Here is a 13,460-nt window from a genome sequence, read left to right on the forward strand (position 1 = left end):
TGTTGGACACTGGAATGAAGAAGGGCCTTGTCGCCAAGGCCCTGTTGCATCAGAAGCGTACGGCGTTGCCACCGGTTGGGCAGGCGGTGCAGCCGCTGCCCAGGGTGAGGGTGTTGCTCTGCTGGTTGCCTTGACCGGCGGCTACGTTGATGCCGATATTGCCGCTGGCGTTGTTGCCCGAGTTGTTCAGGCTGGCGTTGTTGACCACATACTGCGTCTGGCCATACCCATACCCGTGTTTGCTGGCGGCGGCGTTCAGGAACTCGTTGTCCACCGACATTTGCTCGGTGTTCGAGGCAGAAGCGACGTTGTTGCCGTCGGCAGTCACGATGGCCAGGTTGTTTTTCTGCTGATTGCCTTGACCGGCCGCGGCGTTGACACCGACGTTGCCGGAGCTGCCGTTGGCCGAGTTGTTCAGCGAAGCGTTGTTTTGCACGCCTTTGCTGTCGAACTGGTTAGAGCCGCTTTCCTGGTAGATATCGGCGACCGCGAACACCGACGCAGCATCGTCAGCGCTGCTGGTGATTGCAGCGGCGTTGTCTTGCTGGTTGCCGGAGCCCGCCGCCACGTTGCCACCCAGGTTGCCGTTGCTGCCGTTCAACGAACCGTTGGCCGAGGCGTTGTTGGTGGTTTGGGTGTCGTCGAAGACGTTGTCTTCGCTGACTTGTGTGTCGGTGACCACGGCAGCCACGGTGCCGGTGACGACAGGGGTCGGTGTCCATCTTTCGGCGGGGCCCGCCTGTGCAGCAACAGCCATGAGCGCAGCGAGAGCGAAAACCAGTGGTTTGAGGGCCATTGTAGGTTTCATGGTGTATCTCCTTGCTTCTGATGTGTTGGTTAAGTGTTGGTACGGTCGAACGAACCCCTATCAAGCGCTTACTTGATAGTGATACCGAGGGTGTTAGCCATGCGGTTCCCCACCCCCGCACTCTGATTCACCTGTATGACTCCACGGCTGCCGGTGAAGGCCTGGTCGTTGGTAACGACCTGGCGACTGCCAGTGGTAGAGGTGGATCCGGAGTCTGGTAACAGCGCCACGTTCTGTTGCGACAGGGCGCTGTCATCAATACTTTGCGGGCCAGGATGGATGCTGATCCGCACGGCATTGATCATTTGATTGTTGGCCCCGGCCGACTGGTTGACGCCCAGCACACCGTTGCCATTGCTGAAAGACGAACCCTGGATCGCCGCTTGGGCGTTGAGGGAAGGGGCGACCCTGCCGTCGAGGGTCTGGACAAGTGAATCGCTGGCCTGGCCGCCCACCGTGATGGCCCGGCTGTTGATCTGTTGTTGCTGATTGCCGGCGGCCTGGTTGACCGACATCACACCGCTGTACTGTTGGCCTGAGTGGTTGATCAGCGCCTGGTGGCTGCCATCGGCCATGACCGAGGAGCAACCCAGCGCCGCGAGGACCAGCCACGAAGGATTCATTGCTGAACTCCCATCATGCCGCCGATAGCGTTCAAGGGCGCCATGCCGCGTTCGATCGAACCGCTGATCTGACCACCCAAATTGCTTGCGCCGCCATGCCCCGCGGCTGCGCCGGTGCCCAGGCTGGCCGGGTGGGTGCCGAGCGTGTTGCTTAAACCGGGAAGGTCGCCGTTCGGCAGGATGGCGTGAGTGATGCTGGAGCCGCTGCTGACCCCGGCGAAATCGTGGTCGGTGAGTTCGCCACCAGTGGCGCCCAGGATCTGCTTGCCTGGATTGGCATTGGCGGTGGAAGGATAAGGGTCAGGACCGAAGGCCGGTCGGCCCACGTGGAAGCCTTGTACATTGCGTCCCGTGACGATGATGCCATCCTCTGCGGAGGCGGGAACGCTCATACTGGCGCTGAGTACACAGCTGATCAGCAGAAGGCTCACTGAGCCTGAATCGAGAGTTGCCACGGCGTCTTTCCTTGTCGTTTAACGCTGACCCTAAACAGCGTTGTCAGGAATAGAGCAGAAGCTGTGCCGCTTTTTAAATATGTTTTATTTTCAATGTATTAGGCGCACTTCCTGGGATCCGGTCGATGGGTGTGTACCAACCTTGAAACAGGCGCGAACAGAGCGACTTCTACTCCCGCCATGCACGGCAAGGTCAGCGCGTTGTGCTTGGGTTGTTTCAGCGGTGAAACACATTCGTTGAGCAATCATTGAACCCGCAGCCGCTGGCGGTTCGAGACGACGCGGGTGTTTCAGAATTGGACATTCTTGCGCAGGCGGGCACATTCGGGCAGGTGCGCATTGGGGCGGGAGCGACGCTGTTCGGTTCAGGACTTGGGGGTTTTGCCCGGTATCGAATTGAGTACCGTATTACCATCATGGTTGCGGGTCAGGTAGACCGGCAGAACCTTGGGCAGCGATGAAACCAGGTGGGGGACTTCCTGAATGTCGTAGATCCCGCCAATCCGAATGGCGCCGGTGGCAGTATCCGCGAGCATCACCGGTTTGCTCAGGTAGCGGTTGATCAGAGGCAAGGCATCCGCCAGGGCCAGGTTATCGAGAATCAGCTTGCCGGTACGCCATGCCAGTGCAGAGCCGTCCGGGGCAAACGGGCTGACGCGAGGAACAGGCTCGACACGGTTGTAGCTGGCCTGCATGCCAGGGCTCAAGTTCGTTATGTCACGGCCGTCGTTGCTGACGATGTTCACCGAGCCTTCCAGCAGCATGACCTGGACCTTGTCCTCATATTTCCAGACGTTGAACTGGGTACCTGTGACGCGGATCTGCCCGGTGCCGGCGCGCACCACGAACGGGTGTCTGCGGTCATGGCTGACACTGAAGAATGCTTCGCCTTTTTTAAGGGTGATCCGTCGCTCGTCCTTATAGTTGCTATAGACCAGTTCGGTGCCGACGTTCAGCTCCACTTGGCTGCCATCAGCCAGCGTCACTTTGCGCAAGGTGTTTTCAGTCGCGTAATGCTCATAGGAACTGGGTAACCAGCCGGCCTCCCAACCGGTCAGCGCAGCCAGCGGCAAGGCTGCCAGCGCTAACGCCGCGGCCACCGCATAGCTGCGCCAGCGCCTGGGAAGGGAAGGTGCGGGCGCTGGCGCCACGGCTTCGCTACGCGGCAAATGATCAGCAACTTCCCAGATCTCGAGCATCGCCGCGTATTCGAAAGCGTGCAGCGGGTGCGCTTCGTGCCATTGCTTGAAGGCCTCGCGCTCGGCAGTCGTGCAATCAAAAGCGTGCATACGCATACACCAGTGCGCGGCGGCATCGGTGATGGCGTCATATTCGACTTCTGATAAGGACTGTTCTGTCATTTGTGATTCCTGATTTCCTACATTCTAACCCTCCCGGCCATGCGCCGAGAACAGCCATCATGGCTAAGGAGCATCAATGTGGAACTAATTAGGGCCGCAGTTGACCTAAAAATCTGGATCTGCAAGTCATTCTCTATAACGGAGTCAGGAAAATGCTCAAGAAAACCCTTGCTGTCATGGTGACCACTGCCACCTTGTTCAGCGCCGGTGCGGCCCTTGCCGACAAGCCAGGCGCTGGCTGGATCACCATTGAAAAAGCCATCGAAACGGCCAAGACCAAGGCCGGTTATATCGAGGTCTACCAAGCTGAAGCAGACGACAACGGTTATTGGGAAGTCAAAGGTCGCAAGGCTGACGGTGTGGTCTATGAGGCCCGAATCGACGGCGCATCGGGCAATGTCCTGCGCGATCAGAAAGACTGATCAATCCTGCGGGGGCCTGCTCAGGCCCCCTCATCCAGCTCCAGCCCCGCTGTGCGACCAGGTGCGTCACTGAGTCGCCGCCGATGACTTATTCGTCACGAGAACCAAACAATCTGTACAAGGTCCAGGCCCCACGCGCGACAGGCGTTTCAAGACGCGCTATCCGCGTGTTTTCCTTGCTTGCCGAGTTGACAGCAGATGCGCACTACGTTGTTTAATCGACGGTCTGGATGTTCCCTTTTGTTGCCCCCTCCAATCATAAAAACGGAGCTTCAAATGTCTGCGCAGTCTCCGACAGTTATCAGCTTCAGCGAATTGGTGGCGTTACTCGAACAGGTCTTCACCAGGCACGGGACGTCGCCGGAGGTGGCGGCCATTCTTGCGCATAATTGCGCGAGTGCCGAACGCGACGGCGCCCATAGTCACGGGGTGTTTCGGATCCCGGGGTATGTGTCGACGCTCGGCAGTGGCTGGGTGAACGGCAAGGCGCTGCCGGTGGTCGAGGATGTCGCCTCCGGCTTCGTTCGCGTGGATGCGGCCAACGGTTTTGCCCAGCCGGCATTGGCGGCCGCGCGTCCATTGCTGATCGAGAAGGCTCGCAGCGCCGGAATCGCGGTATTGGCGATTCGTAACTCCCATCACTTTGCCGCGTTGTGGCCCGATGTCGAGCCCTTTGCCGATGAGGGCCTGGTGGCGCTCAGCGTGGTCAATAGCATGACCTGCGTGGTGCCTCACGGCGCCGACCGCCCGTTGTTCGGGACCAATCCCATTGCGTTTGCCGCCCCCCGCGCTGACGGGCCACCGATCGTCTTCGATCTGGCCACCAGCGCCATCGCCCATGGCGACGTGCAGATTGCCGCGCGCAAAGGCGAGCGGTTACCGCCAGGCACCGGAGTCGACAGCCTGGGCCAGCCGACCCAGGACCCAAGGGCCATTCTTGAAGGCGGCGCACTATTGCCATTTGGCGGACATAAAGGTTCGGCGTTGTCGATGATGGTGGAGTTGTTGGCCGCGGCGTTGACGGGTGGTAATTTTTCCTTCGAGTTCGATTGGTCCAATCATCCTGGAGCCAAGACGCCGTGGACCGGCCAACTGCTGATTGTGATTGATCCGGGCAAGAGCGCTGGACAGAGCTTTGCCGAGCGCAGCCAGGAACTGGTGCGACAGATGCATGCGGCAGGGTTGCGACGCTTGCCGGGTGACCGTCGTCATCGGACGCGGGCCAGGGCTGAGTTGGAGGGGATTGTCATCGACCGGCAGGAACTGGAACGATTGAAGGGGTTGGCACGAGGATAACCGCAGAAGCGGGATCGCCCGCTTCTGCGAAGGCCGCTGTCAGTTGCGACGGCCCAGCAGCAGGCCGATCACCAGGCCGAAACCGGCGGAGATGGCGACGGTTTGCCACGGGTGCCCACCGATGTACGCCTCGGTGGCATCCACCACCGGCTTGCTGCGCTCACGCACGCTGGACACCGAATCCAGGGCTTGCTTGAGCTTGAGCGCGACCTGCTCGCGCACGCTTTCGCCTTCTTCTCCCATCAGCGACGCGCTGCTTTTGAGCAGTTTTTCCGACTCTTCGATCAGTGCCTGTAGTTCGCTGAACGCTTGATCCTTGATTTGCTCTTCGACAGCTTGAGCAGTAGTTTTACGGGCCATTGAATAGCTCCTTGATAGGAAATGGGCGATGCACAATGGAGTCGGGAAAGGCGGTAAAAGTTGCAGTTTTTTTGCCGGTCACCCGCATGATGCAAAAATCCGAATTCGGACCTTTCAGCCTACAGTGTAAGATGTCGCATATTTGTGCAGCAGGTAATTCCACATGAGTTTCAATCTGGCCAACAAGCCCCTTGCCGAGCGCGCTGCGCTTGAAGATGAAAAGTCGCGTCTGTATGACTTGTGGCAAAGCAACCTGGGTAAAGCCAAGGGCGAGGGCGCGCGGTTGTTCGGCGAGCGCGCCAAGCGCAAGGGTAAATGGGCCGAATGGGTGCGTTCGGAGTTGGACGGCATGTCGCCACCCGAGTTTGCCAACATGGTGCGCAGTGAAGTCAATCGCCTGATGGCAGCTAGCAAGTAAGCGCTTTGCTGCTCAACCGTCGTGCGGCAGAACCATCGGCGGTGAGTCCGCACGGAAGTGCGGTAAGGGGTGCCGGAATACCGTTCAGCTAACCGCCTCTGTGGCGAGGGGGCTTGTCCCCCGTTGGGCTGCGCAGCAGCCCCAAAAAGGCCTCCTCGTTCGTCCAGTCAAACCGGGGTGGCAGGTTTGAGGGCTGCTGCGCAGCCCAACGGGGGACGAGCCCCCTCGCCACAAGAGGCTCCATGGGTGTTACCAGGTTGCGGTGTCGGGCAAATCCAGGGTGCCACGGTCGACAAAGCGCAGGGTGCCGAACAGCCCGCCGGCCAGTTTGCCACGTAGCACGTAGGGCATGTTGTTCAAACTTTGGGTCTGGCTAAGGCCCAGGGTCTGACGCAGCACCGAAAATGCTGAAACGCTCACGGGCACCCTCAGCACGGTCTCGGAAAAGCGTGGAATAGAGCCCTGTTGATCGCTGACCCCAGAGGCCAGCGGCCGCCCATTGACCTCCAGATCCAGGGCCACGCCATTGTAGTCGATGGCCGTTTCATTCGGGTTCTGCACGCGCAGCTTGACCGCGAAGCGCACCTCCAGATCCTGGCTTTGCAAGGGCTCGATGCCCACTACATTGATAGTCAGCGGGTCGCGGTTGGGGAACAGTGCGCAGGCGCTCAGGCTGAGCAATACCAGGGACAGGGTCAGGCCAATCAGTCTGCGCATACAGTTTCCTATTTCGTGGCTTGCGGGTCCTGCATCACTTTGAGGGTGGAGGCTTCCGGCTCAAATTCGTCTTCTTCCAGTTCTATGAACTCTTCAGGCAGGAAAATGTTCAGCAGAATCGCACAGAATGCACCCACGGTGATCGGCGACTCAAAAATGTTGTGCAGCGCCTTGGGCAATTCGCGCAAGACTTCCGGCACCGCTGCAACCCCCAGGCCCATCCCCAGCGAGATGGCCACGATCAACACGTTGCGGCGATGCAGGCCGGCTTCGGCGAGGATCTTGATCCCGGCCACCGCGACGGTGCCGAACATGATCAGCGTCGCGCCGCCGAGCACCGGCTTGGGCATCAGTTGCAGCACCGCGCCGATCATCGGGAACAAGCCCAGCAGCACCAGCAGGCCGGCGATGAAATACGCCACATAACGACTGGCCACGCCGGTCAACTGGATCACGCCATTGTTCTGGGCGAAGGTCACCATCGGCAAACTGTTGAACGTGGCGGCCATCACCGAATTCAAGCCGTCGGCCAGCAGGCCGGATTTGATGCGTTTGATGTACAAAGGTCCCTTGACCGGCTGTTGGGAAATCATCGAGTTGGCCGTCAGATCACCTGCCGCCTCCAGCGGCGAAATCAGGAAAATCACCGCCACCGGGATAAACGCCACCCAATCAAACGAAAACCCGTACTTGAACGGGACAGGCACACTGATCAACGGTACCTCGGGCAGCGCGGTCAGGTCCACGCGGCCCAGCCACCAGGCCACCACAAAACCCAGGGTCAGGCCGATGACAATCGAGCCCAGGCGCAGGAACGGGTTGTCGAAGCGATTCAGCACCACGATCGTCAGCAGTACCAATGCCGCCAGGCCCATATTGCCCGCGGCGCCGAGGTCGCTGGCGCCATAGCCGCCGGCCATGTCGGTGACGGCTACCTTGATCAGCGACAGGCCCATCAGGGTAATGATCGTGCCGGTGACGACCGGGGTGATCAGCTTGCGCAGTTTGCCGATGAACTGGCTGAGTACCACCTCGATAAAGGCCGCGAAGAAGCAGATGCCAAAGATGGTCGAGAGAATTTCATCAGTGCCACCGCCCCGTGCCTTGACCATAAAGCCGGCGCTGAGGATCACGCTGATAAACGAAAAACTGGTGCCTTGCAGGCACAACAGGCCAGACCCCACCGGACCGAAGCGTCGCGCCTGGACAAACGTGCCCAGGCCCGAAACGAACAGCGCCATGCTCACCAGATAGGGCACTTCGCTTTCCAGGCCGAGTACGCCGCCGACAATCAGGGTCGGGGTGATAATCCCGACGAAGCTGGCCAGCACATGCTGCAACGCGGCAAACATCGCCGCCGTAAAGTGCGGGCGATCCTCCAGACCGTAGATCAAGTCGGATTTATAGCGGGGGCGAGGGGCTTGAGCGTCAGACAAAATACGTGCTCGGGTCAGAAAATGGAGGCGCAGGATGCCAGAAAGCGCCCCCTCTCAGAAGTGTGGCAGTATATTTTTCTGGCTTTCGAGCCGCAGGCGGAGGAAACACTCCGGCCTGTTCGAGCGGCCCTTGCTCCGCGCGGCGCTGGATCAAGGCTGCCAGGCCGATTCATTCACCAGATTTTGCGGTCGTTTTCCCGCCAGCGCCGCCAACAGATTGTCCACCGCGCACCGCGCCATGGCTTCCCGGGTTTCATGGGTCGCGGAGCCGATATGAGGCGTCGCGACCACGTTGTTCAAACGCAGCAACGGTGAGTCGTGATTCAACGGCTCGCGCTCAAACACATCCAGGCCTGCCGCGCGGATCGTCTGCTGTTGCAGGGCCTGCACCAGCGCTGCCTCGTCCACCACCTTGCCCCTGGAAATATTGATGAAGATCGTCTCCGGGCCCATCTGCACAAACTCCGTGGCACCTATTAAACCTTGGGTTTTCGCGGTCAACGGCAGGGTCAGGCAGACAAAATCGGCTTCTTTGAGCAAGTCGGGCAAGCTGCGATATTCCGCCGCGAAACGTTGCTCCACCGCAGGCTTGGGGGACTGACTGTGATAGATCACCGGCATACCAAAACCAAAGTGCCCGCGTTGCGCCAGCGCTTCGCCAATGCGCCCCATGCCGATGATGCCCAAGGTCTTGCCGTGGACATCACTGCCGAAATGCAGCGGGCCGATGTTTTGGTTCCAGTTGCCGGCGCGCACCATGTTGGCCAGCTCCACCACGCGACGCGCCGTTGCCAGGATCAGCGCAAAGCCGGTGTCGGCGGTGGTTTCGGTGAGCACGTCCGGGGTATTGCTGAGCAGGATGCCGCGCCGGGTCAGGTAGTCGATATCGTAGTTGTCGACACCCACTGAAACGCTGGCGATCGCTTCCAGGCGGGGCGCCAGGTCCAGCAGCTCGGCGTCCAGGCGCAAACTGGCGCCCAACACACCCTGAGCGTCGGGCAACGCGTCGCGTAGGTGCGCCAGGCCGCCGTTGTCGAGTGATTCAATCAGCGTCACCTCGACCTGGTCCCGCAGGCGATTCATCAGCGGCGCGGAGAGTTTTTTGTACAGCACGACATGTTTTTTCATGGGTTTTTCACCTGTAAATCAAGGGTGCGCAATGGAGCCGGGCGCGCCGGCTGATCGGCGTTGGGCTTGAGCAGGATCGTCAGGATCACCGACAGCAGCAACGCGCCGCTCATCAATAAATACGAAGCACCGGGTGATCCGGTGCTGCTGTTGAGATAGCCCACCAGATAGGAACCGCCGAACGACCCCAAAGCGCCCATGCTATTGATCAAGGCCATGGCGCCACCGGCCACATTGGCCGGCAGGATCTCCGGTACGATGGCAAAAAATGGCCCGTAGGGCGCATACATGCAGGCCCCGGCGATGACCAGCAACGTGTATGACCACCAGAAATGCTCGACACCCAGCAGGTATGAGCCATAAAACGCAACAGAAGCGATCAGCAGCGGCGGCCACACAAAACGTTTACGTTTTTGCAGTTTGTCCGAGCCCCAGGACACCCCAAGCATGGCAATCACGGCGGCCAGATAAGGCAGCGCAGACAACCAGCCGGCCTCGACCATGTCCATCTGCAAGCCGCTCTTGAGGATCGACGGCAACCACAGCACAAAGCCATAGACACCAATGCTCCAACAGAAGAACTGCAAGGCCAGGATGATCACCTTGGGCGAGCGAAAGGCTTCGGCGTAGTTTTTCACTGCCTTGAGCCCCACCTGTTCAGCGGCCAGCGCGGTTTCCAAGTCTTGCTTCTCACCGGCACTCAACCACTTCGCATCGGCCGGACGGTCATCGGCCAGGCGCCACCAGATAAAGGCCCAGAACACCGCGGGCAAGCCCTCGATGATGAACATCCAGCGCCAGCTGAAATGCTCTACCAGATAACCCGACACCACCGACATCCACAGCATGGTCACCGGGTTGCCGAGGATCAGGAACGTATTGGCCCGAGAGCGTTCGGCGCGGGTGAACCAATGGCACAGGTACACCAGCATGGCGGGCATCACCGCGGCTTCCACCACACCCAGCATGAAGCGGATGACAATCAGCATGTAGGCGTTGGACACCACGCCGGTCAGCGTCGCCAAGCCGCCCCAGAGGATCAGGCTGACAAAAATCAGCTTCTTCACACTGCGCTTCTGGGCATAGATCGCGCCCGGCACCTGGAAGAAAAAGTAACCGAGGAAGAACAGCGCGCCCAGCAGGGAGGACATGCCTGGCGTGATCATCAGGTCTTCGGCCATGCCGGAGGCCGCGGCAAAACCATAGTTGGCGCGGTCCAGGTACGCCAGGCTGTAGGTGATAAAGACAATCGGCATGATGTACCACCAACGACGGGTGGCGAGTTTCGGCGTTTGCATGAGGTTGCTCCTGAGCTTGTTGTAGTTGTGGCAACAGGTAACGGGGGTTCGGTTTGGGTCAGCCGGCTTTTAGCAGGGAAGGCAGATCGGCACGCGATGGCAAGCCTTCCATATCGCCACGGTTCTGCACCGCGCGACTGCCGATCCAGTTGGCGCGTTGCACCGCCTGGGCAAAACTGAGGTTCTCCAGCAGGGCGCTGATCATGCCCACCGCGAAACCATCACCGGCACCTACCGTGTCCACCACATGGGTGACCGGCACCGCGGCGACAAAGCCCTGGTCCAGCCGGGTACGGTAATAGGCGCCGTGAGCACCGAGCTTGATCACCACCGCTTCCACACCTTGATCGAGGTAAAACGCGGCGATATCCGCCGGGTCATCGAAGCCGGTCAGGAGGCGACCTTCGCTCAAACCCGGCAACACCCAGTGCGCCAGACAGGCGAGGCTGTTGATTTGACGAACCATCTGCTGCTCGTTGGCCCACAGTGACGGACGCAAGTTCGGGTCGAATGACACACTGCGCCCGGCTTCGCGCATTTGCGTCATTAACTGGCGCGACAGTTGCGCGGTGGCATCCGACAGGGCCGGTGGAATCCCGGTCGCATGCAGATGTCGCGCTCGCAGCAGTTCGGGGTGGATCGCGTCGCACGATAAATGGCTGGCGGCCGAGCCACGCCGGAAGTATTCAACCCGGGGATCCTCGCCGGTTTCCTCCCTGGATTTGAGTTGGAAACCGGTCGGGTGCAGCGGATCGACCGCCACATGCCGGCAATCCAGGCCTTCACGTTCCAGGCTATCCACGACGAAGCGTCCCAGTGAATCATTGCCGACCCGACTCAGCCAGGCCACCTTGAACCCAAGGCGCGCCAAGCCGATCGCTACGTTGCTGTCGGCACCGGCGATGCGTTTCTGGAAGTGGGCAACCTGGGCCAGATCCCCGGTTTGTTCGGCGACAAACATCGCCATGGTTTCACCGAACGACAGGATATCGATCTCAGACATGGGCTTTCTCCACGCGGGGTTGACCAAGGTGGGTGAGGGCGGCGACCTGCTGTGCGGTGATTGCGACCAGGTCTTCGCCTTGCAGCGGAAATTCCACGGCCCGGTTAATGCCTTGAGGCATGTGGCGCAGTAATTGTTCCCACAGATGCAGGTCGACGGCGCCCGGTGGTAGCGCTACCAGCTTGCCGTCAGCCCTGCGGGCCACAGCCTTGCAGTGCAGATAATCCACATAACGGCCCAGCAGCCGCGCCGCCGTCAGCGCGGATTGGTCCTGCCATTGCCAGTTACCGATGTCGAAGGTCATGTTGACCGGTACCGCCAAGCGTTCGGCTTCGTCGAAGAACCGCTGCATCGGCTCGATACGCCCCCCATGCAGTGTCTGGTCGTTCTCCACCAATAGGCGAACGGGGTGGCGGTTGAGCAGGGCGCCGAGGCTGTGCAAGTCGTTGGTGTCGGTGAAATAACCCAGCGAGACCTTCAGCCAGCGGGCACCGAAGGCCTGGGCGCGATCCAGGGTGGCGGCCAGTTCGGCGTTGGGTTGGGCACGTCCGGCGACCCACAGTTCCAGCGGTGAGGAAAACACGCATTCCAGCGCATGCTCGGCCGCGGCCTGCGCCAGCTCGGCGGGTTGCTCGGTGGTCAGCAGTTCTTCACGCCACTCGATACGTCGGGCGCCAGCGGCGGCCAACAGTTCGACGAAACTCAGCTGTCCACGCTGGCGGACCACGTCGGCGCCATAGCTGGAGAGGCTGATGGAAACGGGATATTCATGCATTGTCATTGACCTCTGAAACCGGTTTCATTTTTTGTTGTAAATTGACCATGTACGCCGCTCGCAGCCGTCGCTACGGGGTGACTTCGGGTGGCAGCCGGGTGGAGCCCCGGACGATCAGTTGTGGCAGAAAGTCCAGGGTCCGGACGGGTTCGGCATTGCCGCGCAAACGCTTGAGCAAACAGTCAAAGGCACTGGCGCCGATCGCGTCCGTCGGCTGGGCCAGGGCAGTGATGCCGCTTCCCACCAGCGGGTACCAGTCAAGGTCGTCGAGGGCAATCAAGCCGATGTCCTCGAACAACCTGCAGCCCAGTTCGCGCAGCGCGGTGGTGCAGGCCAGCGTGGCGATGCCGTTGGCGCAAAACAAGGCTTTTGGACCCGTAGAGTCAGCGGCGAGAAACGCCCGCAGACGGCTGTTCACGTCAGGACCGAGTTCCAGCACAGCGCCATGCAGGCGTTGCCGACGGCCGATCTCGGCCGTGAAACTGTCCATTCGCTCGAGTCGCGAGCTGGTGCCATCGGCTGCTTCGCTGATCAGCAGCACGTCGCGATAACCTTGGCTCTCAAGGTGATCCAGCGCCATGCGCACGGCCACCGGGTTATCCAGGCCCACCAGATCGCTGTGCAGCGCATCGACCTTGCGGTCCACCAGCACCAGCGGCATTTCCCGTTGCAGTTCCAGCAGTTGTTCGAGGTGATGGCCGAGGGTGTTCACGATCAGCCCTTCGATGTTGTAGGCGCGCAGCGACGCCAAGTGCTGGCGTTCCTGCTCGTCATCGCGGTCGGTGTTGCACACCACCAGGCTGTAGCCGTGCTTGCGGCAGGCGGTTTCGACGCCGTGCATCACGGCAATTGAATAAGGGTTGCGGATATCGGCGACCAGCATGCCGATCAGGCGGGTGCGTCCGCGTTTCAGGCCTCGGGCCATTTGATTGGGGCGGTAGCCCAATTCGTCGATGGCTTGTTCGATGCGCAGCGCGGTGGCATCCGAGAGCAGTGCACGGTCATCGCCGATAAAACGCGACACACTGGCTTTGGACACCCCGGCGCGCTCGGCGACGTCAAGCATGGTTACGCGGCTGCGCTGGGCGGCGGAAAATGAAGTCACGGCGAGGCCTTTCTTATTGGAATGAGTACGCGTTGTGTATCGCGCTGAAACCGGTTTCAGAAAACACTAGAGCGCTCGATTCGTCAAGAAAATCTTGACCGAACGCTGGACGGCGCCGCCTGCGAAGCCGACGAACGGACGGCGTACCTGTTAGTTCTGACAGTATCCGCATAGGGAAAGGAGGTATTCAATTGCTCCAACACAGCCTGAAGCACGCTGATCAATCGACGCTCCGGCACGCAGAGCGTCGGCGAC

At 60.3% G+C, this 13,460-nt stretch carries 15 protein-coding genes; 3 read left to right on the plus strand and 12 right to left on the minus strand.

Annotation, left to right across the window (positions count from 1 at the left end; translation table 11 throughout):
- Positions 1–49: 49 nt before the first annotated feature.
- The 4 genes from fapC to AC6CIA_RS00375 form a co-directional block, all read right to left on the minus strand.
- The gene (fapC, locus tag AC6CIA_RS00360; RefSeq protein ID WP_498310106.1) at positions 50–808 is read right to left on the minus strand and encodes an amyloid-like fimbrin subunit FapC; all 759 of its coding nucleotides are present in this window, start codon (positions 806–808) and stop codon (positions 50–52) included.
- A 68-nt stretch (positions 809–876) separates the two neighbouring features.
- A complete protein-coding gene (fapB, locus tag AC6CIA_RS00365; protein ID WP_498310107.1) occupies positions 877–1,431 on the minus strand; it encodes a fibril amyloid subunit FapB in 555 nt (184 codons plus the stop codon).
- On the minus strand, positions 1,428–1,886 hold the full coding sequence (gene fapA / locus AC6CIA_RS00370; RefSeq protein WP_498310108.1) for a fibril amyloid chaperone protein FapA: 459 nt from the start codon (positions 1,884–1,886) through the stop codon (positions 1,428–1,430). The genes fapB and fapA overlap by 4 nt, the downstream gene beginning before the upstream one ends.
- Positions 1,887–2,251: 365 nt before the next feature.
- On the minus strand, positions 2,252–3,247 hold the full coding sequence (locus tag AC6CIA_RS00375) for a FecR family protein (protein WP_498310109.1): 996 nt from the start codon (positions 3,245–3,247) through the stop codon (positions 2,252–2,254).
- A 152-nt stretch (positions 3,248–3,399) separates the two neighbouring features.
- On the opposite strand from AC6CIA_RS00375, the gene AC6CIA_RS00380 reads away from it, so the two are divergent.
- Together AC6CIA_RS00380 and AC6CIA_RS00385 are read left to right on the plus strand one after the other, a co-directional pair.
- Positions 3,400–3,669, plus strand: coding sequence for a PepSY domain-containing protein (locus tag AC6CIA_RS00380; RefSeq protein ID WP_498310110.1), 270 nt, complete (start codon positions 3,400–3,402; stop codon positions 3,667–3,669).
- 276 nt (positions 3,670–3,945) lie between these two features.
- Positions 3,946–4,965, plus strand: coding sequence for an Ldh family oxidoreductase (locus tag AC6CIA_RS00385; RefSeq protein WP_498310111.1), 1,020 nt, complete (start codon positions 3,946–3,948; stop codon positions 4,963–4,965).
- A gap of 39 nt (positions 4,966–5,004) precedes the next feature.
- Here the strand turns inward: AC6CIA_RS00385 and AC6CIA_RS00390 are convergent, their stop codons facing one another.
- Complete coding sequence (locus AC6CIA_RS00390; protein ID WP_498310112.1) at positions 5,005–5,325, minus strand: ElaB/YgaM/YqjD family protein; 321 nt, start codon at positions 5,323–5,325, stop codon at positions 5,005–5,007.
- A gap of 163 nt (positions 5,326–5,488) precedes the next feature.
- Here AC6CIA_RS00390 and AC6CIA_RS00395 point away from each other — a divergent pair, with 163 nt between their 5' ends.
- Complete coding sequence (locus tag AC6CIA_RS00395; protein WP_084376820.1) at positions 5,489–5,743, plus strand: hypothetical protein; 255 nt, start codon at positions 5,489–5,491, stop codon at positions 5,741–5,743.
- A 249-nt stretch (positions 5,744–5,992) separates the two neighbouring features.
- Here the strand turns inward: AC6CIA_RS00395 and AC6CIA_RS00400 are convergent, their stop codons facing one another.
- The 7 genes from AC6CIA_RS00400 to AC6CIA_RS00430 form a co-directional block, all read right to left on the minus strand.
- Positions 5,993–6,460 (minus strand): LEA/WHy family protein, encoded by a 468-nt coding sequence (locus tag AC6CIA_RS00400; protein ID WP_498310113.1) that lies wholly within the window; start codon positions 6,458–6,460, stop codon positions 5,993–5,995.
- 8 nt (positions 6,461–6,468) lie between these two features.
- Positions 6,469–7,896, minus strand: a complete 1,428-nt coding sequence (locus tag AC6CIA_RS00405; RefSeq protein WP_498310114.1) for a nucleobase:cation symporter-2 family protein — start codon at positions 7,894–7,896, stop codon at positions 6,469–6,471.
- 150 nt (positions 7,897–8,046) lie between these two features.
- Positions 8,047–9,024 (minus strand): 2-hydroxyacid dehydrogenase, encoded by a 978-nt coding sequence (locus tag AC6CIA_RS00410; protein WP_498310115.1) that lies wholly within the window; start codon positions 9,022–9,024, stop codon positions 8,047–8,049.
- On the minus strand, positions 9,021–10,322 hold the full coding sequence (locus AC6CIA_RS00415) for an MFS transporter (RefSeq protein ID WP_498310116.1): 1,302 nt from the start codon (positions 10,320–10,322) through the stop codon (positions 9,021–9,023). The genes AC6CIA_RS00410 and AC6CIA_RS00415 overlap by 4 nt, the downstream gene beginning before the upstream one ends.
- Positions 10,323–10,380: 58 nt before the next feature.
- Entirely contained in the window at positions 10,381–11,325 is a 945-nt protein-coding gene (locus AC6CIA_RS00420; RefSeq protein ID WP_498310117.1) for a sugar kinase, read from the minus strand.
- The gene (locus AC6CIA_RS00425) at positions 11,318–12,100 is read right to left on the minus strand and encodes a sugar phosphate isomerase/epimerase family protein (protein WP_498310118.1); all 783 of its coding nucleotides are present in this window, start codon (positions 12,098–12,100) and stop codon (positions 11,318–11,320) included. Before AC6CIA_RS00425 ends, AC6CIA_RS00420 begins: the two co-directional genes overlap by 8 nt.
- Positions 12,101–12,170: 70 nt before the next feature.
- Positions 12,171–13,205, minus strand: a complete 1,035-nt coding sequence (locus AC6CIA_RS00430) for a LacI family DNA-binding transcriptional regulator (protein WP_498310119.1) — start codon at positions 13,203–13,205, stop codon at positions 12,171–12,173.
- Positions 13,206–13,460: the final 255 nt, after the last annotated feature.

The sequence above is a fragment of the Pseudomonas sp. GQ91 genome, assembly GCF_059758795.1.